The organism is Vannielia litorea (assembly GCF_018424695.1).
Taxonomy (GTDB): domain Bacteria; phylum Pseudomonadota; class Alphaproteobacteria; order Rhodobacterales; family Rhodobacteraceae; genus Vannielia; species Vannielia litorea_A.
On sequence record NZ_QTNQ01000035.1, the window covers coordinates 1 to 21,395 of the forward strand.

General features: G+C 64.2%; 28 protein-coding genes and 1 tRNA gene. 18 read left to right on the forward strand and 11 right to left on the reverse strand.

Going from position 1 to position 21,395, the window contains the following annotated elements; genetic code table 11:
• The first annotated feature begins 87 nt into the window (after nt 1-87).
• The 10 genes from DYI42_RS12975 to DYI42_RS13020 are packed head-to-tail and all read left to right on the forward strand — an operon-like array spanning nt 88 to nt 4,250.
• Entirely contained in the window at nt 88-411 is a 324-nt protein-coding gene (locus tag DYI42_RS12975; protein ID WP_213546405.1) for a hypothetical protein, read from the forward strand.
• Complete coding sequence (locus DYI42_RS12980; protein ID WP_213546406.1) at nt 408-605, forward strand: hypothetical protein; 198 nt, start codon at nt 408-410, stop codon at nt 603-605. Before DYI42_RS12975 ends, DYI42_RS12980 begins: the two co-directional genes overlap by 4 nt.
• Entirely contained in the window at nt 605-838 is a 234-nt protein-coding gene (locus tag DYI42_RS12985; protein ID WP_213546408.1) for a hypothetical protein, read from the forward strand. The genes DYI42_RS12980 and DYI42_RS12985 overlap by 1 nt, the downstream gene beginning before the upstream one ends.
• Complete coding sequence (locus tag DYI42_RS12990) at nt 835-1,227, forward strand: hypothetical protein (RefSeq protein ID WP_213546410.1); 393 nt, start codon at nt 835-837, stop codon at nt 1,225-1,227. Before DYI42_RS12985 ends, DYI42_RS12990 begins: the two co-directional genes overlap by 4 nt.
• Nucleotides 1,227-1,979 (forward strand): hypothetical protein, encoded by a 753-nt coding sequence (locus tag DYI42_RS12995; RefSeq protein WP_213546412.1) that lies wholly within the window; start codon nt 1,227-1,229, stop codon nt 1,977-1,979. The genes DYI42_RS12990 and DYI42_RS12995 overlap by 1 nt, the downstream gene beginning before the upstream one ends.
• The gene (locus DYI42_RS13000; RefSeq protein ID WP_213546413.1) at nt 1,979-2,575 is read left to right on the forward strand and encodes a J domain-containing protein; all 597 of its coding nucleotides are present in this window, start codon (nt 1,979-1,981) and stop codon (nt 2,573-2,575) included. The genes DYI42_RS12995 and DYI42_RS13000 overlap by 1 nt, the downstream gene beginning before the upstream one ends.
• Before the next feature lie 22 nt (nt 2,576-2,597).
• A complete protein-coding gene (locus DYI42_RS13005; protein WP_213546414.1) occupies nt 2,598-3,665 on the forward strand; it encodes a hypothetical protein in 1,068 nt (355 codons plus the stop codon).
• On the forward strand, nt 3,665-3,844 hold the full coding sequence (locus DYI42_RS13010) for a hypothetical protein (RefSeq protein WP_213546415.1): 180 nt from the start codon (nt 3,665-3,667) through the stop codon (nt 3,842-3,844). The genes DYI42_RS13005 and DYI42_RS13010 overlap by 1 nt, the downstream gene beginning before the upstream one ends.
• Nucleotides 3,844-4,032: a hypothetical protein gene (locus DYI42_RS13015; protein WP_213546416.1), complete on the forward strand. Its 189-nt coding sequence runs from the start codon at nt 3,844-3,846 to the stop codon at nt 4,030-4,032. The genes DYI42_RS13010 and DYI42_RS13015 overlap by 1 nt, the downstream gene beginning before the upstream one ends.
• Complete coding sequence (locus tag DYI42_RS13020) at nt 4,032-4,250, forward strand: hypothetical protein (protein WP_213546417.1); 219 nt, start codon at nt 4,032-4,034, stop codon at nt 4,248-4,250. The genes DYI42_RS13015 and DYI42_RS13020 overlap by 1 nt, the downstream gene beginning before the upstream one ends.
• A gap of 68 nt (nt 4,251-4,318) precedes the next feature.
• Here the strand turns inward: DYI42_RS13020 and DYI42_RS13025 are convergent, their stop codons facing one another.
• Entirely contained in the window at nt 4,319-4,753 is a 435-nt protein-coding gene (locus DYI42_RS13025; protein ID WP_213546418.1) for a hypothetical protein, read from the reverse strand.
• Between the two features lie 482 nt (nt 4,754-5,235).
• Here DYI42_RS13025 and DYI42_RS13030 point away from each other — a divergent pair, with 482 nt between their 5' ends.
• Entirely contained in the window at nt 5,236-6,297 is a 1,062-nt protein-coding gene (locus DYI42_RS13030; RefSeq protein ID WP_213546419.1) for a tyrosine-type recombinase/integrase, read from the forward strand.
• Between the two features lie 8 nt (nt 6,298-6,305).
• Here DYI42_RS13030 and DYI42_RS13035 read toward each other — a convergent pair.
• A tRNA-Arg gene (locus tag DYI42_RS13035) sits at nt 6,306-6,382 on the reverse strand.
• A 102-nt stretch (nt 6,383-6,484) separates the two neighbouring features.
• Between DYI42_RS13035 and DYI42_RS13040 the strand changes: the two genes are divergently transcribed.
• From DYI42_RS13040 to arsB, 4 genes are read left to right on the forward strand one after another with little or no spacing between them, the layout of a single operon-like run.
• Entirely contained in the window at nt 6,485-7,330 is an 846-nt protein-coding gene (locus tag DYI42_RS13040; protein WP_213546421.1) for an arsenate reductase/protein-tyrosine-phosphatase family protein, read from the forward strand.
• Nucleotides 7,327-8,325: an ArsJ-associated glyceraldehyde-3-phosphate dehydrogenase gene (locus DYI42_RS13045; protein WP_213546423.1), complete on the forward strand. Its 999-nt coding sequence runs from the start codon at nt 7,327-7,329 to the stop codon at nt 8,323-8,325. The genes DYI42_RS13040 and DYI42_RS13045 overlap by 4 nt, the downstream gene beginning before the upstream one ends.
• On the forward strand, nt 8,322-9,578 hold the full coding sequence (gene arsJ, locus DYI42_RS13050) for an organoarsenical effux MFS transporter ArsJ (protein WP_213546424.1): 1,257 nt from the start codon (nt 8,322-8,324) through the stop codon (nt 9,576-9,578). Before DYI42_RS13045 ends, arsJ begins: the two co-directional genes overlap by 4 nt.
• A complete protein-coding gene (gene arsB / locus DYI42_RS13055) occupies nt 9,575-10,582 on the forward strand; it encodes an ACR3 family arsenite efflux transporter (RefSeq protein WP_213546425.1) in 1,008 nt (335 codons plus the stop codon). Before arsJ ends, arsB begins: the two co-directional genes overlap by 4 nt.
• On the opposite strand, the gene DYI42_RS13060 is transcribed toward arsB, so the two are convergent.
• Both DYI42_RS13060 and DYI42_RS13065 read right to left on the reverse strand, forming a co-directional pair.
• Nucleotides 10,579-10,890 (reverse strand): ETC complex I subunit, encoded by a 312-nt coding sequence (locus DYI42_RS13060; RefSeq protein ID WP_213546426.1) that lies wholly within the window; start codon nt 10,888-10,890, stop codon nt 10,579-10,581. The two genes, arsB and DYI42_RS13060, sit on opposite strands and share 4 nt — an antisense overlap.
• An 89-nt stretch (nt 10,891-10,979) precedes the next feature.
• Nucleotides 10,980-11,357, reverse strand: coding sequence for a hypothetical protein (locus tag DYI42_RS13065; protein ID WP_213546427.1), 378 nt, complete (start codon nt 11,355-11,357; stop codon nt 10,980-10,982).
• A 96-nt stretch (nt 11,358-11,453) separates the two neighbouring features.
• Between DYI42_RS13065 and uvrB the strand changes: the two genes are divergently transcribed.
• A complete protein-coding gene (uvrB, locus tag DYI42_RS13070; protein ID WP_213546428.1) occupies nt 11,454-13,664 on the forward strand; it encodes an excinuclease ABC subunit UvrB in 2,211 nt (736 codons plus the stop codon).
• Nucleotides 13,661-14,410, forward strand: coding sequence for a hypothetical protein (locus tag DYI42_RS13075; RefSeq protein ID WP_213546429.1), 750 nt, complete (start codon nt 13,661-13,663; stop codon nt 14,408-14,410). Before uvrB ends, DYI42_RS13075 begins: the two co-directional genes overlap by 4 nt.
• 9 nt (nt 14,411-14,419) lie before the next feature.
• Here the strand turns inward: DYI42_RS13075 and DYI42_RS13080 are convergent, their stop codons facing one another.
• The 4 genes from DYI42_RS13080 to DYI42_RS13095 all read right to left on the reverse strand — a co-directional run bounded on the left by DYI42_RS13080 (nt 14,420) and on the right by DYI42_RS13095 (nt 16,184).
• A complete protein-coding gene (locus DYI42_RS13080; protein WP_213546431.1) occupies nt 14,420-14,734 on the reverse strand; it encodes a zf-TFIIB domain-containing protein in 315 nt (104 codons plus the stop codon).
• Nucleotides 14,735-14,819: 85 nt separating this feature from the next.
• Complete coding sequence (locus tag DYI42_RS13085) at nt 14,820-15,398, reverse strand: rhodanese-like domain-containing protein (RefSeq protein ID WP_213546433.1); 579 nt, start codon at nt 15,396-15,398, stop codon at nt 14,820-14,822.
• A complete protein-coding gene (locus DYI42_RS13090) occupies nt 15,398-15,715 on the reverse strand; it encodes an antibiotic biosynthesis monooxygenase family protein (RefSeq protein ID WP_213546435.1) in 318 nt (105 codons plus the stop codon). The genes DYI42_RS13085 and DYI42_RS13090 overlap by 1 nt, the downstream gene beginning before the upstream one ends.
• Before the next feature lie 61 nt (nt 15,716-15,776).
• Nucleotides 15,777-16,184, reverse strand: a complete 408-nt coding sequence (locus DYI42_RS13095; RefSeq protein WP_213546437.1) for a universal stress protein — start codon at nt 16,182-16,184, stop codon at nt 15,777-15,779.
• A 76-nt stretch (nt 16,185-16,260) separates the two neighbouring features.
• Between DYI42_RS13095 and DYI42_RS13100 the strand changes: the two genes are divergently transcribed.
• Complete coding sequence (locus DYI42_RS13100) at nt 16,261-16,764, forward strand: HugZ family pyridoxamine 5'-phosphate oxidase (RefSeq protein WP_213546439.1); 504 nt, start codon at nt 16,261-16,263, stop codon at nt 16,762-16,764.
• A 24-nt stretch (nt 16,765-16,788) separates the two neighbouring features.
• Here DYI42_RS13100 and DYI42_RS13105 read toward each other — a convergent pair whose 3' ends face one another.
• From DYI42_RS13105 to DYI42_RS13115, 3 genes are all read right to left on the reverse strand, one after another.
• Nucleotides 16,789-19,080, reverse strand: coding sequence for a glycosyl hydrolase family 28-related protein (locus tag DYI42_RS13105; RefSeq protein ID WP_213546441.1), 2,292 nt, complete (start codon nt 19,078-19,080; stop codon nt 16,789-16,791).
• Between the two features lie 181 nt (nt 19,081-19,261).
• Complete coding sequence (locus tag DYI42_RS13110) at nt 19,262-19,666, reverse strand: DUF4864 domain-containing protein (protein WP_213546443.1); 405 nt, start codon at nt 19,664-19,666, stop codon at nt 19,262-19,264.
• A gap of 54 nt (nt 19,667-19,720) precedes the next feature.
• Entirely contained in the window at nt 19,721-21,295 is a 1,575-nt protein-coding gene (locus DYI42_RS13115; protein ID WP_213546445.1) for a lysine--tRNA ligase, read from the reverse strand.
• Nucleotides 21,296-21,395: the final 100 nt, after the last annotated feature.

A 21,395-nucleotide genomic window follows, 5' to 3' on the forward strand; every position in this document is an offset into this window, starting at 1 on the left:
ATCTCCTCACCGTGGTCGCGTGGTGCCCCGCCGCGCGCCCTTTTCCGCCCTGCGGGGCACCACGCGACCACGGTGAGGAGATTGCAAATGCACGCGCAGGCTTCTGAGATGGAACACTGGGGGCCGTGGATCGAGCATAGCGGCGGCGGCATACCCGTCCCGCTCGGCACCGTCATTCACCGGAAGTTCGACAGCCCCTTCGACATGATGAAGGGCGAGCGGGTTACCCCGGCGGACGAGCACATTGGGCCGGCGCAAGCGACAGAGGCTCTGAGCTGGAATGGCCGCGAAACCCTCTTTCTCGGCGGCCACGTTCCGCAGGTCATCCGCTACCGGGTGCGCCAGTTCTCTGCGATGATCGCGCTCAAAGCTATCTGCGAAAACCCTCAGCCAGTCGAGGTGTTCGCATGAGCCTGCCCCGCACAGACGCGACCTTCGCCTACATGCCCGATCCTCGGCTGGTCGAGGTCCGGCGGCTCCGCCGTCGCTTCATCCTCGCGCTGGCCATCGGCATCGCGATGGGCCTGCTGATCGGCACCCTGGTCACAAAGGCCATGGCGAACGCCGCCCACTACTCCGCCATCCACTCCTGCGGGGCATGCTGATGGCCAAGGTCAAGCTCACCGAGCTCCCGATCCACGTCTACACCTGCATGACGGACCCACAGCGGCCGCCCGTCGCCATGATCGGCAACCTGCACTTCGTATTCCGGGGCGAGACCCCGATGAAGGCTCGCAAGGCGGCTGACGATTGGCGGAAGGTCGAGGCCGCGAAGCTGGCTGGAAAGCGCTCCCGGATCGTGGCCGATGCGCTCGAAGCCGAGGGGGTGGAAGCATGATCCGCCAACCCTCCTCCCTCTCGCAGCTCTACGCCTGGCACCGCGCCGCGCTCGCAGGTGAGAACCCACCGCGCCACGACGGCCTGCCAGAGTGTGGCTGGTTCAAGCGCCGGCTCGTCAAGAACGGCCCTTGGGTGCCTGTCCGCATCTACATCGAGCGCGAGATTGATCCGGCGACGGGCGAACTCACCTGCGACGAGATCATGCGCATCGAGGTCGAGGGCCTCGATGGCGGGGATCCGGCCAACCACTGGACATACCTCACGCCCATCACCCGGCGCGAGTTCGATCACCTGGTCGATTACCGCCTCCGCGACAGCCGCATGCTCGACGCCCGCCAGCGGATCGACCTTTCCAACGCGCCCACCCCACCCCAAGGAGTTCTGTGATGCTCGACGCCAACGAAGCCGGGATTGGCCATAACAATCCCCCGCCCTACGATCCGGAAGCCCTCTCCGAGCACAAGAGCAAGGCCGACGAATTCCTGGCCGTCACCCAGCAATGGCTCGGCCTCGAGAAGATCGAGACCGAGGAGCATGCCGCACAGGTGACTGACCAGCTCGACGGCTTGCGCGGGCTCTACAAGAAGGTCGACGGGGCTCGGAAAGCGGCGAAGAAGCCGCACGATGACGCGGGCAAGGCGGTTCAAGCAGCCTATTCGCCGATCCTGACGAAGCTGCAGCGCGCGGCCGATGCGCTCAAGCCCAAGCTCGGCGCCTACGTTGAGGCGAAGGCGCGCCGTGAGGCCGAGGCGAAGCGGAAGGCCGAAGATGAAGCCCGGCGCGAGGCAGCGGCCGCCGAGAGGGCTCTGCGCGAGGCCGAGGCATCCGGCGACATCTCCGCCCAGGTCGAGGCCGAAGAGAAGGCGAAGGCGGCGGAAAAGGCTGCCAAGGAAGCGCAGAAGGCACCCGATACGCGGGTGCGCAGCGCCTCCGGCGCCGGGCGGACCATGTCGATGCGGACGGTGAAAGAAGTCGAGGTCGTGAACATCAACGTCCTCTTCCTCCACTACCGCGACCACCCTGAGGTCAAGGCATTGCTCCAACGTCTCGCCACCGCCGATGTGCGCGCCACGGGCTACGACCACGCCGCCGACCCGGTGCCCGGCATCACGGTCACCGAACGGAAGGTGATGGCGTGATGGAAGACGCCTACCCCCTTCAATGGCCCGCAGGCCGCAGCCGCACCCCCGCGTCACAGCGTGTCTGGGGGCCCTTCAAGGGCACGCCGGACGCGGTGCAGAAACACATGCGCGACGAGATTGCCCGGATGGGCGGGCGGCAGGTTGTCGTCTCCACCAACAAGCCGGTGCGCCGCGATGGCGGCGTCTATGCCAACGCCCGCGAGCCGGACGACCCTGGTGTCGCTGTCTACTTCGAACGGAACGGCGACAGGGTCTGCTTTGCCTGCGACCAATATGATCGGGTCTGGAAGAACATGCGGGCCATCGCCAAGACCATCGAGGCGATGCGCGGCATCGAGCGCTGGGGCTCCAAGGAAATGCTCGACCGGGCCTTCACCGGTTTTGCCGCCCTGCCTCCGCCAGACGCACACATTGAGATGCCCGGACCCCAGTCTTTGCCGAAGCCGTGGCACGAGGTTCTCGGGGTCTCACCCGCCGCGACATGGTCGGAGATACGCACGGCCTACCGCGAGGCAATTCGCGAGGCCGACGACGAAATGAAGCTGGCGCTGAACCTGGCCTACGAGCAGGCGAAGACGCCGCAATCCAAGTAACACCACACAAGGAAGCCCAACCATGAACCTCCCCGCCAAAGTCTCTGCCCCGTCCCTCCTGATGGACCCGACGTCGTTCGATCACATGCAACGCGTCGGCAAGATGCTGGCCCTCTCGCCGCTCTTCCCCGACCACCTGCGCAAGGGCTCTCAGGAGACCGCCATCGCCAACGGCGTTCTCATCATGAACATGGCCGCGCGGCTTAACGAAGACCCGCTGACAGTGGCCCAGAACATCTACTTCGTGTCCGGCAAACCCGGCTGGTCTGCCTCCTACATGATCGGCAAGGCCAACCAGCACGGTGTTTTCAAGAACCCGATCAGCTGGGAGGTCGAGGGCAAGGGTGGCGAGCTCTCGGTCACTGCCTTCGCCGAGCTGGCGGCCACGGGCAAGCGCGTCCAGGTCACCTGCGACATGGCCATGGCCAAGGCCGAGGGCTGGACGAAGAACAGCAAGTACCAGTCGATGCCGGAGCAGATGCTGCGCTACCGCTCGGCCACATTCCTCATCCGCCTCTACTGCCCGGAGGTCATGGTTGGCGTGCCCTCCCAGGTCGAGATCGAGCTCGGCATGAAGGACGTGACGCCCGACGACTACGCGGCCATGCACGCCCAGGACCGGAAGCCGGAAAGCCAGGCAGAGCCCGAGGATGCCGAGGTCGTGCCCGCGGACGAGGAAGAGCCCGAAGACGATGAAGGGCAGGCTGAGCTCGAAGCCCTCCGCGCCGACTTCGAGCGCCAGACCGGTGAGAAGCCGGACGGACGCTGGGGCACGGATCGCCTCAAGGAAGAGGTCGCGAAGGCTCAGGCGGCGAAAGCCGAGGACCCGACACCGGCAAAAGAAGAACCTGCCGAGGGGTTTGTGCCCAAGGCTGTGTCTGCGCCGTCTGGCGGGAACGCCCCCGACCCTGAGCAATTCCGCGGGCTCCTGAACATGATCAAGCGAGACCTCATGGACGCTGGTAGCGTCGCCGATGTCGTCGATCTCTACAGTGCCCAGCTGGATCAGATGAAGACGGTCGCGCCCGAGATGTTCGCCGAGCTCGAGGAAGAGTTCGAAGCCTACCGGGCGCAGGAGAGGGCGGACTGATGCGCTCCGACCTGATCGATCTCGAAGCCCGCCTCGTCCACCAGACGCCCGGAGCCTGGCTTCTCGACACGGGCGAAGCCGAGCCGACCTGGCTACCCAAGTCGGCATGCGAGTTCGACGAGGACACCGGCACGCTCACGCTTCGCCGGGGCCTCGCTGAAGAGAAAGGACTGGTTTGATGCACTTCACCGATCTGCAGAAGCATGAGGCGGCGAGGCGCGAGGCAGAGCTGCGGAGGCGCGTCTACCCTCGCTGGGTCGCTGATGGACGGATGACACAGGCCGAAGCGGACAGGCAGATCGCCGTCATGGAAGCAATCGCCGCAGACTACGCGCCGCCCGACCTCTTTGGCGCAGTGGCCGCCTGATGTTCGGGCTCGGCTTCATCATCGGCGGCCTGGCGGGCGCTGCGGGCATCATCGCTCTGGCGGTTCAGAAGGCGCGGAGCAAACCGCCCCAACCGCTGGCAGAAAGTAGCGCCGACAAGCTTCGGGTCGCGCGGCGCTATCTCGGCCAGATCGCCAACCGCGAGAGCATTAGGGAAGCGCGCAAGATCGCAAACAAGGCACTGAGGGTGACGGAATGAGCGACGTTGGCATAGTCCTGCTCACATCGAGCCTCGCACATCGAAGACGGGCGAGCAGCGTGTCACATCTATCGTCGTCCATCAGGCGTCCGGATGGGTCCGAGACGCTGCCGCAGGGCTTCGATGATGAATTCCTCGCGATCTTCAGAACGCCTGTCGATCTCCTCAAGGATCTCGTGTGGGATCGTGATCATAAGCGCTTCACCGTCACTTGGCGCCAGCACCGACAAGAAGGTGGAGATGGCACCTGCCTGCGGTTTCCTGCCGCTGTACCCGGGTACCGGAAGAACCTCGCCTGCCGAGGCGAGAGTATCGACCTTGTCCTGCAACTCAGCGGTAGCTCGGGTGAGCGCCGTCCTAAGAGAGCTGGCAACTCCGCGAACGTTGGCACAAGGCACCTCCACCACCCACTGACCATTCTCATCGGCTCCATGAATCACAGCGGGATAATGAGCTGCAGACACAATCTTGAATCCTTGGTAATGCGCGGTCTTCCTCAACATACTACTGCATACAACCTATGCACGACGACAGAACTATCCGTCGCTCAAGGGAAGTCGGCAAAAGTTCTCCGCCGCAATGCAGCGATTTCAAACCGCGCGGTCGCGCCCCCTGAGCATGAAGGAGCTTCCTGATGGCCGCCCCTGCCGGAGGTGTGAGCATGCCCGTCTTCCTCTCGCCCCGCTGCGAAGAGCTCAGCGCCCGCCCGCTCGCGTGCTTCTGCCGCCTGGGCGACCCCTGCCACGCCGATGTGCTCATCAGCATGGCCAATGCGAAACCCTACGGAGACCGTGATGGGAGCGCCCGTCTTCACCGAAGCCGAGCTTGAGCGCGCATGGCGGGTTGCCGAGCGCGTCGGCGCCATGGTGGAGGTATGCCCACGAAAGGGAACCATCCGGCTGCTTGCCAAGGGTGACACCGCCCCCGTAGCATCCCCCGAAAACGGAGAGGATGCATGGGACGCAAAGTTCGGGGGGGCATCCGATTGAAGCACCTGAACCCGTCAGGCTTCTTTCGGAGCGGGAACCAGCGCTTCTACTACCGCCCCAAGGGCCAGAAAGGCTTCGCCATGCCCGATCTGCCGCCGAACCATCCTGAGTTCCTGAGGGCATACATATCCGCCGCCGGGACTGAGCCAGTTGAGCGCCCGGTGACCGGCACCATCGGCGCCGGTATCGTAGCCTACCTCGCCAGCGACGAATACCTGGGGCTCGCCAGGGCCACCCGTGAGAACCGCCGCCGCATCGCGGACAAGCTGCGCCGGGAATATGGTTCGCTGCCCATCGCCGGTCTGCGGTCCCGGCACATCCGGCAGGATCTGGCGAAGCTGCCTCCGAACCCCGCAAACAACCGCCTGAAGGTCTGGCGCGCTGCCTGCCGCTTCTGGGTTGCAAAGGGGTTGATCGACGCGGACCCGGCCCGAGACGTTGCCTCAGTTCGCGCACCCCGAACAGGTGGGCACACGCCATGGACGCGGGATGACCTTGCCGCCTTTCGGGCGCACTGGCCCGTCGAGACGCCGCAGCGCATGGCCATGGAGCTGATCTATCGCACCTGCGCCGCCATAGGCGATGCTTGCGCGCTTGGGCCGGGCAACGTGAGTCGAGACGGGTGGCTGACTTATCGCCGGGCCAAAAGCCAGACGTTCGCCACCTGCCCGTTTCTCGTGCCAGGGCCGGATTGGTATGAGGGGGATGCGTGGCTGGCGGAGTGCATGAAGCACGCGCCGAATGCTTTGACCTACCTTGCCACGAAAGGTGGTCGCCCGCGCTCGCCCAAGGCAGCAACGCAGTGGTTCGCTCGTGCCTGCCGTGCGGCCGGGCTGGACGACGGAAAGACTGCCCACGGCCTGCGCAAGCTGCGGGCCGCGATGTTCCGCGAGAACGGCGCATCGAAGGATCAGCGCATGGCGATCCTTGGCCACGAAACCGAGGCTGAAGCAGACCACTACAGCAAGTCGGCGGATCATCGGAAGATCATAGCGGGAACGGAAAGTTCCAACCCGGTTCCAACTTCTCCGAAAGATCGCAGGAAATCAGTCACTTAGGAATAGGGTGGCGATCCCGCGAGGACTCGAACCCCGAACCTGCTGATTAGAAGTCAGCTGCTCTATCCAGTTGAGCTACGGGACCGCTGGAAGCGGGATAGCCCGGCGAAACGGGCCGGTCAACGCGGGGCGGGGTGTCATGAAAGTTTCACTTGGGGTTGCCTCTTATTTCGCATATTCATGAATTATGGAAAAAGAGATTCCCGACCGCCTCACGACCCTCGGCCACCCACAGCGGCTGGCGCTGTTCCGGCTGCTGATGCGCCGCTACCCAGACAGCCTGCCTGCCGGGGAGATCGGGCAGGCGCTGGGGCTGAAGGCCAGCACGCTCAGCGCCTATCTTTCGGCACTTCAGGGCGTGGACCTCATTACCCAGCGGCGGGCGGGCACATCGCTCCTCTATGCGATCAACATGGCGGGCGTGCGACAGACGTTCGAGTATCTGCTGCTCGACTGCTGCCGGGGCCGTCCCGACCTTTGCGCCACTTTCCCTGACCTGCTCACTGAAGGAGCCACGCCAATGGCTGACCGCAAGTACAACGTGCTGTTCATCTGCACCGGAAATTCCGCCCGCTCGATCTTTGCCGAAACGCTGCTGCGCGAGATGGGGGTGGATCGGTTCAACGTGTTTTCCGCCGGAACGCGCCCGCAGTCTGAGCTGAACCCCTTTGCGGTGCGGCTGCTGGAGGAGAAAGGGCATGACGTAACGTTGCTCAGGGCAAAAAACGTCAGCGAGTTCACCGGCCCCGACGCGCCGCCGCTCGACTTTGTCTTCACCGTCTGCAACCAGGCCGCCAACGAGGAGTGCCCGGCCTGGGAGGGGCAGCCGATTTCGGGCCACTGGGGCATGGAAGACCCGGTGAAGCGGGAGGGCACAGAGGCAGAGAAGGCGCTGGCTTTTCGGCAGGCCTACGGCGCGCTGAAGCACCGGATCACCGCCTTCACCGCCCTTCCGCTGGCCACGCTGGACCGGATCGCGCTGCAATCGGCTGTCGACGAAATTGGCCGCGAGAAAGAGGACCACGCCGGATGACCACCTATGCAGTAAACGGCCTTGGCCGGATCGGAAAGCTTGCCCTGAAGCCGCTGCTGGAGAAGGGCGCGAAGATTGCCTGGATCAACGACGCGGTGGGCGATGCGGCGATGCACGCGCATCTGCTGGAGTTCGACACGGTGCACGGGCGCTGGGGTGCGGAATTTGCGAGTGATGAGGAGAGCGTGACGATTGATGGCGTGCGGCTGCCGTTCATCGGCACACGCGACTTGGGCGAGTTGCCGCTTGAGGGCGTTGACGTGGTGATCGACTGCACCGGCGTGTTCAAGAGCGAGGCCAAGCTGGCACCCTACTTCGAGGCGGGCGTTAAGAAGGTGGTAGTGTCGGCCCCGGTGAAGGACGGGCCGACGGCGAATATCGTGATCGGGGTGAATGACGAGAGCTATGACCCGGCAACGCATTCCATCATCACCGCAGCCTCCTGCACCACCAACTGCCTCGCGCCGGTGGTGAAGGTGATTCACGAGGGGCTTGGCATCAGGCATGGTTCGATCACTACGATCCATGATGTGACCAACACGCAAACCATCGTGGACCGGCCCGCGAAAGACCTGCGCCGTGCGCGGTCGGCGCTGAACTCGCTCATCCCGACGACCACGGGCAGCGCCACTGCGATCACGCTGATCTACCCCGAGCTGAAGGGGCGGCTGAACGGCCATGCGGTGCGGGTGCCGCTGCTGAATGCTTCGTTGACCGACTGCGTGTTCGAGGTGGAGCGCGAGACCACGGCAGAGGAGGTGAACGAGATGTTCCGCGCGGCCTCGGAGGGGGAGTTGAAGGGCATTCTGGGCTATGAGACGCGCCCGCTGGTTTCGACAGATTACACCAATGACCAGAGGTCCAGCATCGTCGATGCGCCCTCGACCATGGTGGTGAACGGGACGCAGGTGAAGGTCTACGCGTGGTACGACAATGAGATGGGCTATGCGCACCGGTTGGTGGATGTGGCGATGATGGTGGGAGCCTCCTTGTGAGCAAGCCGGAGGGGCTTTCTGCCTATATCGCCGTCACGGCGGCCTACTGGGCTTTCATGCTGACGGATGGCGCGCTGCGGATGCTGGTGCTGCTGCACTTTCACACGCTGGGCTTTTCACCGGTGCAGTTGGCCTATCTCTTCGTGCTCTACGAGATCGCCGGGATGGTCACGAACCTTTCCGCCGGGTGGATCGCCGCGCGCTTCGGGCTGGTGAGCACGCTCTATGCGGGGCTCGGGCTTCAGGTGGTTGCGTTGCTGGCGCTGACGCTGCTCGACCCGGGCTGGGCGGTGGGGGCCTCGGTGGCCTTCGTGATGTGCGTGCAGGGCGCGAGCGGCGTGGCGAAGGACTTGGCGAAGATGTCGTCCAAGTCTGCGGCGAAGCTGCTGGCGCCGAGCGAAAAGGGCGGGCTCTTTCGCTGGGTGGCGGTGCTGACCGGGTCCAAGAACGCGGTGAAGGGGGTGGGCTTTCTGCTTGGGGCGGCGCTGCTGGCAGTGATCGGCTTTACCGGGGCGGTGCTGGCGATGGCGGTTGTGCTGGGGGCGATCCTGGCGGTGATCGTGGCGGTGATGCCGTCTGGCCTGCCCACGGGGCGCAAGGGGGCGAAGTTCTCGGAAGTGTTCTCGAAATCGGCCAACATCAACTGGCTTTCCGCCGCCCGCGTCTTCCTCTTCGGGGCGCGGGATGTGTGGTTCGTCGTCGGCATTCCCATCTACTTCTACGCGGTGCTTTCGGACGGGACCGAGGCGGGCAATCGCGCGGCCTTCTTCATGATCGGCACTTTCATGGCCGTCTGGGTGATCCTTTATGGCGCGGTGCAAGCGGCAGCGCCGAAGCTGCTGCGGGCTTCCGCGCGGGATGAGGCAGAGCTGGTGCGGGCGGCGCGGGGCTGGGCCGGGGCGCTGTGCCTCGTGCCTGCCGCGCTGACCGCCGCCGTGCTGGCCGCGCCCGGGCCGCAGCCGTGGCTGACGGGCACGCTGGTGGCCGGGCTGCTGGTGTTCGGCGCGCTCTTTGCCGTCAACTCCTCACTGCACAGCTACCTGATCCTCGCCTTCACCAAGTCGGAGCGAGTGACGATGGATGTTGGCTTTTATTACATGGCCAACGCGGGCGGGCGGCTCTTGGGCACGGTGCTCTCGGGGCTGACCTACCAGATCGGCGGGCTGGCGCTGGTACTCGGCACCGCTGCCGCGATGGTGGCACTGGCCGCCCTGCTCTCTGGCCGACTGGACGCGGAGGCGGTGGCGGCATGAGCGTTTTCGAGCGGTATCTGACCCTCTGGGTCGCGCTGGCCATGGCGGGCGGCATTGCGCTTGGCGCGGCCTTGCCGGGGCTGGTGGAACTCGTCGCGGCGGCGGAGGTGGCGCGGGTCAACCTCGTGGTGGCCGTGCTGATCTGGGCAATGGTCTACCCGATGATGGTGGGCGTAGACCCTGCGGCGTTGAAGACGGCGGTGAAGCAGCCCAAGGGGCTGGCGATCACCCTGGCGGTGAACTGGCTGATCAAGCCTTTCACCATGGCGCTGCTGGCGGTGCTGTTCTTCGACCATGTCTTTGCCCCGTGGATCGCGCCGGAGGATGCGGCGCAATACACAGCCGGGCTGATCCTGTTGGGGGCGGCGCCCTGCACGGCGATGGTGTTTGTCTGGTCCCAGCTCACCAAGGGCGACGAGAGCTACACGCTGTTGCAGGTGAGCGTGAACGACGTGGTGATGGTCTTTGCCTTCGCCCCCATCGTTGTCTTCCTGCTGGGCGTGACAGATATCGAGGTGCCGTGGGAAACCCTGCTGCTTTCGGTGGTGCTCTTCGTGCTGCTGCCGTTGGTCGCCGGGGTGCTCACGCGCAAACGACTGTCCACGCCCCAGCGGATCGAGGCGTTTCAGAACAGGGTGAAGCCGTGGTCGGTGATCGGGCTGATTGCGACGGTGGCGATCCTTTTCGCGCTTCAGGGCGGCACCATCCTCGCCCGCCCTGAGGTGATTGCGCTGATTGCGGTGCCGATCGTGCTGCAAAGCTACGGAATCTTCGCGCTGGCCTATGCCGCCGCTTTCGCCCTGAAGGTGCCGCACCGGGTGGCCGCGCCCTGCGCGCTGATCGGCACGTCGAACTTTTTCGAGCTGGCGGTGGCGGTGGCGATCTCGCTCTTCGGGCTCAACTCGGGCGCGGCACTGGCCACGGTTGTGGGCGTGCTGGTGGAGGTGCCGGTGATGCTTTCGCTGGTGGGCTTCGCCAACCGGACGCGAGAGCGCTTTTCTTAGTGCGACCAGGGCTCGCGGCGGGAGGTCGAGAAGTTTTCGCCGTAGCCGCCGGGGCGGATGTTGGGCTTGCGCTTGTGCGGCTCTGTCACCACGGCGTCGATGCCATGCTCCTTGGCATAGTCCAGCGCCTCTTCCTTGGTGGAAAACCGCAGCCGAACCTGCGCCTGCGTGTCGCCCGAGCCGGTCCAGCCCATGAGCGGATCAAGCTCGCGGCTCTCCGACGGGCCATAATCGAGCACCCAACCCTTAGTCTTGGCGGTGCCGGATTGCATGGCATTGCGGGCGGGCTGGTAGATGCGGGCGCGCATGGGGCAGGTCTCCTGTCTGATGCGGTTGATATATGTGGCAAAACGGGGGGTCGGCGCAAGGGCGATGCGTTGAAAATGCCCTGCCCCGCCTAGGCCCGGGCGAGCCGGCGCAGCGTGGCCCAGCCGAGCCCGGCCAGTGCCAGCTCTGTCACCACACCCAGGAATAGCCGTGGGCCTGCCGCCCCGCGCAGCACCTCCACCGCCCCGAGTGCCGCCATGGCCAGCATGATGCCGATCACGCAGAGCGGCAGCACCCGTTGCGCCGCCCGCCCCTGTGCACCGGCGGAGAGCGCGGCAAACCCCGCGACACCGAAGTAGATCACCCCGGCGCGGCGCGCCATCACTGTCGCCCCCGGCTCAGCTGGCAGGCCGAAGACCCAGAAGAAAAGGCCCGGTGTGACCAACAGGCACAGCCCCATTCCGGCAAAACAGGCCGAGATGAAGTGGGCGAAGGGGCGGTAGGGCATGGGGCCTCCTGACGGCTCCTGACAGTTCGTTGTCAGCATGGGGTCTTTACACCGGGCGGTGATGGCACAACTTAGACCTGATGAAGGAGCCTGCCCATGCCTTACGCCCATAACGACGGCTCGGAGAGCCATCCGCCGGTTTTGCACTCCCCTGCCCCTGACGTGAAGACGCGGGAGAAGCTGGAGGGGGGCAAGAAGCTGGTCATGCACACCGAGTTCTCGGCGGCGGGCGACCAGCCGACGGCGATTGCCGAGCTGTCGGAAGGCGTGAAGAACGGCGACCGCGATCAGGTGCTGCTGGGCGCCACCGGCACGGGCAAGACCTTCACCATGGCAAAGGTGATCGAGGAAACCCAGCGCCCGGCGATCATCCTCGCGCCGAACAAGACGCTGGCGGCCCAGCTCTATGGCGAGTTCAAGGGGTTCTTCCCCGACAACGCGGTGGAATACTTCGTTTCGTTCTACGACTACTACCAGCCCGAGGCCTATGTGCCGCGCTCGGACACCTATATCGAGAAGGAAAGCCAGATCAACGACCAGATCGACCGGATGCGCCACTCGGCCACCCGGGCGCTGCTGGAGCGCGATGACGTGATCATCGTCGCCTCCGTGTCTTGCATCTACGGCATCGGCTCGGTCGAAACCTACGGCGCGATGACGCAGGATCTGCATGTTGGCAACGACTACGACCAGCGCAAGGTGATCGCCGACCTGATCGCCCAGCAATACAAGCGCAACGATCAGGCCTTCCAGCGCGGCACCTTCCGGGTGCGCGGCGACGCGCTGGAGATCTGGCCGGCGCACCTTGAGGACCGCGCCTGGCGGCTGAGCTTTTTCGGGGAGGAGTTGGAGAGCCTGACCGAGTTCGACCCGCTGACCGGCGAGAAGGGCGGGACGATGGAGAAGGTGCGGATTTACGCCAACTCGCACTACGTGACGCCGAAGCCGACGATGCAGCAGGCGATTGTGAGCATCAAGAAGGAGCTGCGCCAGCGGCTCGACCAGCTAGTGGGCGAAGGCAAGCTGCTGGAAGCTCAGAGGCTGGAGCAGCGCACCAACTTCGACATCGAGATGCTGGAGGCCACCGGCGTCTGCAACGGGATCGAGAACTATTCGCGCTACCTGACGGGCCGCGCGCCGGGCGAGCCGCCCCCCACACTCTTCGAGTTCATCCCCGACCATGCCATCGTTTTCGCGGATGAAAGCCACGTGTCGGTGCCCCAGATAGGAGGCATGTACAAGGGCGACTACCGGCGCAAGTTCACGCTGGCCGAACATGGCTTCCGCCTGCCGAGCTGCATGGACAACCGCCCGCTCAAGTTCGAGGAATGGGACGCGATGCGGCCCCAGTCGGTGTTCGTTTCGGCCACGCCCGCCGCTTGGGAGCTGGAGCAATCGGGCGGGGTATTTGTGGAGCAGGTGATCCGGCCCACGGGGCTGCTGGACCCGGTGATCGAGATCCGGCCGGTGGATACGCAGGTGGATGACGTGATGGACGAGATCCGGCAGGTCTCGGCGCGCGGCTATCGGACGCTGGTGACGACGCTGACCAAACGGATGGCCGAAGACCTGACCGAGTATCTGCACGAGCAGGGCATCAAGGTGCGCTACATGCACTCGGACATCGACACGCTGGAGCGCATCGAGATCCTGCGCGATTTGCGGCTCGGGGCCTTCGACGTGCTGATCGGGATCAACCTGCTGCGCGAGGGGCTGGATATTCCGGAATGCGGGCTGGTGGCCATTCTGGATGCCGACAAGGAGGGCTTCCTGCGCTCGGAGACCTCGCTGATCCAGACGGTGGGCCGGGCCGCGCGGAACGCCGATGGCCGGGTCATCATGTATGCCGACCGTGTGACGGGTTCGATGGAGCGCGCGATGCGCGAGACCGACCGGCGGCGGGCCAAGCAGATGGCCTATAACGAGGAACACGGGATCACCCCGGAGACGGTGAAGAAGAACGTCGAGGACGTGCTGGCCGGGCTCTACAAGGGCGACGTGGACATGAACCGGGTGACGGCGAAGGTGGATTCGGTCGGGACCGGGGCGAACTTGCAAGCGCACCTCGACGGGCTGCGGGAGCAGATGCGCAAGGCGGCTGAGAACCTGGAGTTCGAGGAGGCCGCCCGACTGCGCGACGAGGTGAAACGGCTGGAGGCGGTGGATTTGGTCGTGTCGAACGACCCGCTGGCTCGACAGTCGGCGGTGGAGGCTGCGGTGGAGGCCGGGAAGAAGGCTTCCGGGCGGTCGACGGCCGGGCGGCCGGGGCAGCGTGGGGGGAATGTTAAGAGGCGGGGGAGGCAATGAGCGATCAAGGGAACCAAGATCAGATTTCTACCGAATCTGAAGTGAGGCCCGCTCCACCGAAAGTTTTTTGGGGCACATTGATGCGACGTGCAAACTTTGGCTTCTATGTCGAAGCAACGCGCAACCAATTCTTTATGAACGACGATTATCTCCAGAGGTTGTGCGACGTTCAATCGAACATGGAAAGAGTAATTGGAAGACTCATAGCGGGTCTATTTGCTTTCAGCATATTCTCTGTCGCAACAGTAGAAAGCTCACTAGCGGGCGCCGAATACCTAGGTTTCAAGATTTCTGAAGTGCCATACTTAACCGAATTGTGCACACTGGTCTTGGGCGTTCTTGCGACCCTTTACGTCATTATCTTTCTGGACATCATAGCGGTTCAGAAAATGCGTTACGATCTTTTCAGCACCACGGGCTCAGAACAGCCAAACATGAGAATGGTTCATATGAAAGGGTCGGGGGCGTGGCTGGACGCCCTAACGCACAAATCTGCAGGCTACTCAAGCGGATACGGACACGCCGTCATCCGCTTCTTCGCCGCGTGTTGGAGTGCTCTGATACCACTTACGATACTGGCAGTGGTTTTCTCTGCGCAAGTGTTCTGCATCAGCTCAACAATGGAAAATGAAACGAGTTCATTCCCCTTGGTGGTTTCAGGGCTTGGCCTCACCTTCTCTTTGGCTAGCGCGTTGTTGCTCATTGCGGTTGCGGTGATACCAATTCGTTTTTCATTGAAATCTTGACTTGGTTCACTAGAAATCAAAGATATCCCCCAGCATCGCGCCCACGCCCTTCTTCTTACGCTTCCCGCGATACCGGTCGTCGCCGCCCTTGCCATACCGCCGATAATCGTCGTCCTCGTCGTCATCGTCCCAGTCGCGGCTCCGCACGGCGCCCTGGTCGTAGCGGGCACCGCTATCGCCGCCGAGCGGTTGGCTTGCCCGTTCGATGATCTTGTCCAGTTCCCCACGGTCCAGCCAGATGCCGCGGCATTGGGGGCAGAAGTCGATTTCGATGCCGGTGCGGTCGGCCATGGAGAGGGGGATGTTGCAGTGGGGGCAGTTCATGGGCTGTCCTTTTTGCCTGTGGCTTTGGAGGACAGGTAGGGGCCGGGGCTGCGGGTTTTAAGAGGCTGCGGCAGAGCGCCCCGCCTTACGCGCCGGGCACCACCGTCAGCCCCAGCATCCGCCACATCTGCATCCCGCCGCGGTAGTAGTGGATCAGCTCCGCGGGGTAGCCGGCTTCGATCATTCGGCGCGCTGCCGTGGGGCTTTGGCCGCACCAGGGGCCGTTGCAGAACAGCGCGACGCGCGGGTGCTCGCCTTCGCAGATCCAGCCGTCGAAGTCTGGCTCGCAGCCGAGCGCGCCCAGCCGGTCGGCGGCCTCGGTGTAGGGCACGGAGACGGCGCCGGGGATGGTGCCGGCCTCGAACTCGGGGCGGATGCGCCCGTCGATCACCACGGCCTCCGGGTCTTGCAGAAACTCCATCAGCTCCAGCTCGCCGATTGGGGTGACGCCGGGGGCGGGCACCATGGGCTGGATGCAGAAGTTGGGGCACGGGCGCGCGATTTGTGCAAAGTCGCCCTCGATCACCGCCGCGTTGTCTTGCTCGCGGGCAATCTCGACCGGCCCGGAGGGGGTTTCTACGGTCACCGACATCACATCGGGCGTGATGCCGACCGGATCGGCCATGGCGGGGCTGGCCAGCAGCAGGAGTGCGAGCCAGCGCATCAGAACACCGCCGCCACGTCCATCATCACCGGCTCGAAGCTCTTGACCTCGGCGTGGATCGCGCGGTTGCGCTTGCGCATCTCCGGGGTGCGCAGCATGGCCTGAAAATCCTCGCGTTTCTCCCATTGGGAGTAATTGGCGATCCGCGTCTGCGCGTCATTCACATGGAGCGCGGCGGCGATGAAGCCGGGCTGTTTGGAGATCACCTCGGCATAGGCGGCTTTCAGCGCGTCGAGCACGTCTTCGCAGGTGCCCGGCGTGACCTCGAAGGTGGTCAGCACCGTCTGGCGGGTGGCGTCGGTGGTGATGGTTGGCATGGGGTCCTCCTCCCTGGCTGCCCTCAGCGTAGCGAAAGGGCGTGGCGGGACAAGCCCCGCCCTACCGGATCACGTGGACGCAGCATTTGGCGTGGCGCACCACACGGGCCGCCGTGGAGCCGAGGAAATAATCCTGAAGCCCGGGGCGGTGCGAGGCGATGACGATAAGATCGGCGCCCATGCTCTCGGCCTCCTCGAGGATGGTGCGACCGGAATGGCCGGTAACGACGCGGGGGGTGACGGTGGCGTGGGTGCCCAGCTTGGCGGTGAGCGCCTCTTCCACGCTTTTGCGCGCTTCGGTCATCAGCGCCTCGTCGACGTAGGTGGAGGCATAGTTCGGCACCTCCTCTACCACGTGGAGCGCGGTGATGGTGCCGCCGGGGGCCAGAAGCGCCTCGGCCAGTTCGAGTGCGGCGTTGCTGTCACGCGCCTCTTCGAAGGCGATGGGAACGAGGATGGTGGAATACATGCGGAAGCCCTCCTTAACTTTGCTGTCCGCCTCAGGATAATGTGCCGCGACAGACGCCGCCTTGACCTGAATCATCATGCCCGACACGGACCCGATACGCCCGACCGACGAAGACGCCCGCCGCCTTGCACGGGGCCTGCTGGACGACGCCCGCTTTGGCGCGCTGGGAGTGCTGGAGGGCGGGATGCCGATGGTGAGCCGGATCGCGGTGGGCATCGATGCAGGCGGCGGACCGGTGACGCTGGTATCATCGCTGTCGGCCCATACGAGCGCGTTGCGCGCGGAGCCGGCCTGTTCGCTGATGGTGGGCGAGCCGGGCCCGAAGGGAGACCCGCTGACCCACCCGCGCCTTTCGCTGCAGTGCCGCGCGCGCTTTGTGGCGCGGGAGAGCGAGGATCATGCGGCCCTGCGCGCGAGATGGCTGGAGAGTCATCCGAAGGCGAAGCTCTACATCGACTTCGGCGATTTCGGGTTTGTCGCGCTCGATGTGCAGGGGGCCTTCCTGAACGGCGGGTTCGGCAAGGCGTTCCGGCTCACGCCGCAGGATTTGGGGCTGAGCGCGCGGCTCCAAGGCGGGTAACGCGGAACCGCGCGCTGTGTCCGGTCAGTTGGGATTGTCGACCCGGCCGGTGATCTGCACGCGCCCGGTGCAGGCGCTTTCCCACTCCAGATCCACCTCCTGCTGACTCGCCCCACGCTCGACCCGGACGTAGGGCATCGACCACAATTTGCCGCCGCCGGACAGGTCGATAGAGTTTTCGGCGACCACGCTCTGAACGTTCCGCACCCGGCCCCCGAAGGGCATGTAATCACCAAAGTTCAGCGTCCAGGTCTTGGCGGCGGTGTTCTGGTCGAATTGCAGCAGCACCGGACTCACTGTCATCTGGTTCACCCCGTTGAAGGTGTTGGAATGGAACTGGATGTTGCGGAAGCGCCCGTAATCGAAGCCGGCGTAGCTTTCGTCCACCTGCTCCACCCGGTCGATGGAGCCGTTCACCGTTTTGAAGGTGTTGCCCGTCACCGTCAGACCGTGGATGAAATGGCCGGCCCCGAACGGCTTGATAACGATGAAGCTGAACCACGGCGCGGCGTTGGTGCAGAAGAAGATGTTGTTCTGCATCGTCAGCGCGCCGAAGGAGTAGCCCGAGTTGTAATCGGGCGTGGCGTCGTGCTCGTTGGTGTGCTCGATGAAGCTGTTGTCGACATAGTTCGAGTTGATCGTCGAGGACACGTTGACCGAGGTGAAGACGATCCCCGCCGAGCGCAGTCCCTGGTTGACGCTGTCGCCCTGAAACCAGTGGTTGCCTTGGATGATGTAGTTGGAGCCGCCGAGCACGAGGAAGTGCAGGAAGCGCACCGCGCGGCAGTCGCGGATCTTGGCATCGTTGGAGTTGATATTGGCGGCAATGGTCGTCCGATCCTGCACGTCGGAACTGCCTTCCTTGGAGAGAAACTGGCAGCGGTCGAGCTGCATGCCCTGGCAGGCGCCACCGATTGATGTGATGCCCCTGTCCTTAGGCGTGGTGATGAAGCAGTCGCGGATGTGGAAGTTGAGCCCGTCCTGCGGCAGCATGATGCCCGAGGCCTTGGACGAACACTGAAACTCGATGTCGGCGAAGACGAACTTGTCCATGTTCACCATGCCGGAGAAGTCGAGCATGTACTTGAAGCGGGTGAAGGTGAAGTTCTGGGTGCCTGCCGCGCCGTAGAGGGACTTCGAGAGTGTCACCGTCTGCGCGCCCACATTCTTGGACTTCACGTAAACCTCGCGGCCCACGCCTGCCCCGGTCACCAGGCTGCCGATCTCGATGTTGGCCACATTGGTGACGCCGGTGAGCCGCTTGCTGTCGGAGGTGGTGTAGGTGGCCTGCGAGGTGACGACGGTGTCATCCCAGGCTGTCGAGGACGAGGCTTGAAACTGGCCATTGCGGATGACCCGGCGGATCAGGAAGGCATCCTGGTTGTCGATGGCGGCGCGAATGTCGATCGGTTCGGTGAGGTCCACCTTGCGTCCGCCCATGTCGAGGCTGTCATGGTCGTTGAAGTTGAACAGCGACTGCACCGCCTTCTCGAAAGCCAGCCGCTCGTCGCCGAAGGCGTCGATATAGGTGGGCAGGTCGAAGTTCTTCTTCAGCGAGAGGCGCCGGTTGGCCGGCATCACCAGCGTCCCGACAAAGCGGACGGGGTTGTCCATGGTGACAGTGCTGCCGAGGTAATAGGTGCCCTCCGGCACCAGCACAGCGCGACCGTTGGCAGCATTGTCGGCGGCGTTGAAGGCGGCGGTGTCATCGGTCACGCCATCACCTGCCGCGCCAAAGTCGCGCACATCGACCCAATCCATCATGTCGCGCAGGAAGGCGGAGGTGATATCTTCCACCACCAGGTCGTCGATGCGAACCGTGCCGCCGTTGGGCCCGGTGAGATCGAGGCCGACATGGGCATAGAGCACATCGGTCGTCCAAGGCATGTGCACGCCGGTGCGGCTGGCGGTGCCGATGATGGCCGAAACCTCCACCACCTCGCCGTAGGAGCTGAGGTTGACGGTGGGGCCCGTTTCATCCAGCCCTGTCACGTGGTTGCTGCCCGCGCCACCGGCCCAGGCGGCGATGCGCACCGAGGGCAGGTTGCCCGCAACCGCCTTCACCCGCGCCGTTACCTTGAGGTAGCAGCCCGGCAGGATGGGCGTTTCGCCCATATAGCGGATCTTCTGAGTTCCGGTCGTCTTGTTCAGCTCAAGGCATCCGGCAAAATCGGCGTCGGACGGTACCAGTGCCGCGTTCGGATCGCCATCATAGGTGGCGCTGCCCGGCGTGCCATCGCCCTTGGACCACACGTCCAGCCCGCCCGATAATGGCGGCGGCATGAAGACGATTCCGTCGGTGATTGCCTTGTTCATCGCAAAACCCCTTTGTCTGCTCTGGACCGCTCATGGCAGGCGGCCACCACCCGGCACCCGCCGCGCGTGGCGAGGCAGGTCTCGATTGTCATTCGATATGCGGAATGGTCCGGCACGGTGCCGGTGCGCAGACGTGTTTACGGGGGAAGGTTAAAAGGTTGGTAACCTTGGCGCGCGCAGGTCAGGCCGAAACGTCGGGTGCGGGGATGAAGCTGACGCCATCAATCAGCCAACCGCCCGCGCCATCGGGGATCATCTCGTATTCCAGTGCGTGATAGCGCCCTTGGGCGTCGCGGATCGTCACCGTCTGGTAGATGCTTTCTCCCTCCGCGCGCTGGGTGCCGAAGGTCACCGCATCGGGGCGGTGCACCATGGGGTAGCCCCGCTTCACCATCGCGCCGAAGTTCTCGGGCGTGCCGAACATCCCCTGGATCATCGGGCTGGCGAAGGTAAAGGCGCGGGCAAAATCGTCGGCCTCGAGGGCCTCCAGCTGGCGACCGATCACGTCGGGAATTGCGCCCGCCTCCTGCGCCTGCGCTGCGGGCGCGGCGAGCAGAAGGGTGAGAACGATTGCCAGAACACGCATGAAGCTACCTCCCTTGACCTCAAGGAAGATAGCCCAGCGCAGGATTTCGGCAAATCAGACCAGCTCGCCCGCCAGCGCCTTGTCGATGAGCGCCACGGTTTCATCGACCCCGTAGAGCGCGATGAAGCCCCCAAAGCGCGGACCCTGATCGGCCCCCAGCAGCACCTGGTAGAGCGCCTTGAACCAATCGCGCATCGGATCAAACCGCTCGCGGCCCACCTCGTAGACGATACCTTGGAGACCCTCGGCATCCTGCCCGCCGTCCCATGCGGCGAGCTTGCCGCGCAGCGCCTCCAGCGCCTCGCGCTCGGGCTCGCTGGGCGCGCGGAACTGGCGGGTGGGGGCGACGAAATCTTCGAAATACTTCACAGCGAAACCGGCCGCCGCGTCGAGGTCGGGGTGGGTTTCGGGCTCGGCCCCGGGCGCATAGCGGCGGATGAAACCCCAAAGGGTTTCCTTGTCCTGCGCACCGGACACGGAGGCGAGGTTGAGCAGCATCGAGAAGGGCACCACCATGTTCGAAACAGGCGGCTTGCCCCCGTGGATGTGCCAGACCGGGTTGGCGAGTTGCGCCTTGGCGTCTTGCTCGGGGAAGGCGCGGAGCTGCTGGTGGTATTCGTCCACCATCTTGGGGATCACGTCCCAATGCAGGCGCTTGGCCGTCTTGGGCTTCTGATACATGAAGTAGCTGAGGCTCTCGGTCGCGGCATAGGTCAGCCACTCGTCGATGGAGATGCCGTTGCCGGACGACTTGGAGATCTTCTGGCCCTTGTCGTCGAGGAACAGCTCATAGGTGAAGTGCTCGGGCTTCTTGCCGCCGAGAATTTCACAGATCCGGTCGTAGATCGGGGTGTTGGTGGAGTGGTCCTTGCCATACATCTCGAAATCGACGTCCAGCGCGGCCCAGCGGGCGCCGAAATCGGGCTTCCACTGCAGCTTCACGTTGCCGCCCGTCACCGGCAGGGTCCACTCGCGGCCATCCTCATCGTCGAAGGTGATCGTGTGCTCCTTGGCGTCCACGTGCTTCATCGGGACGTAGAGCACCCGGCCGGTTTCGGGGTGGATCGGCAGGAAGATCGAATAGGTTTGCTGGCGCTCTTCACGGAGGCTCTTCAGCATGACCTTCATCACATCGTCATAGCGCTCAACGGCGCGCTTGAGCACATCGTCGAAGCGGCCCGAGGCGTAGAACTCGGTGGCGGAGATGAACTCGTAGTCGAAGCCGAAGGTATCGAGAAAGCGCCGGAGCATGGCGTTGTTGTGGTGGCCGAAGCTCTCGTGGGTTTCGAAGGGATCGAAGACGGAGGTCAGCGGGCGCTGCATGTCTTCGGCCATGCGCTCCTGGTTTGGGACGTTGCCGGGCACCTTGCGCATGCCGTCCATGTCATCCGAAAAGCAGATGAGCTTTGTCGGCATGTCGGAAATCACCTCGAAGGCGCGACGGATCATGGTGGTGCGCAGAACTTCGCCGAAGGTGCCGATGTGCGGCAGGCCGGAGGGGCCGTAGCCGGTTTCGAACAGCACGTAGCCCTTTTCCGGCGGCGACTTCTCGATGCGTTTGAGCACGGCCCGTGCCTCTTCGAAGGGCCAGGCTTTGCTTTCCATCGCGATTTGCCGCAGTTCGGACATCTGTTCGTGCTTTCCTTTCCGGGGGCACCCCATGCGCCGCCCGCCGGTGCTTGCTATTGCGGCACCGCGGCAAGGTCAATAAAACAGGCGCAATGCAACG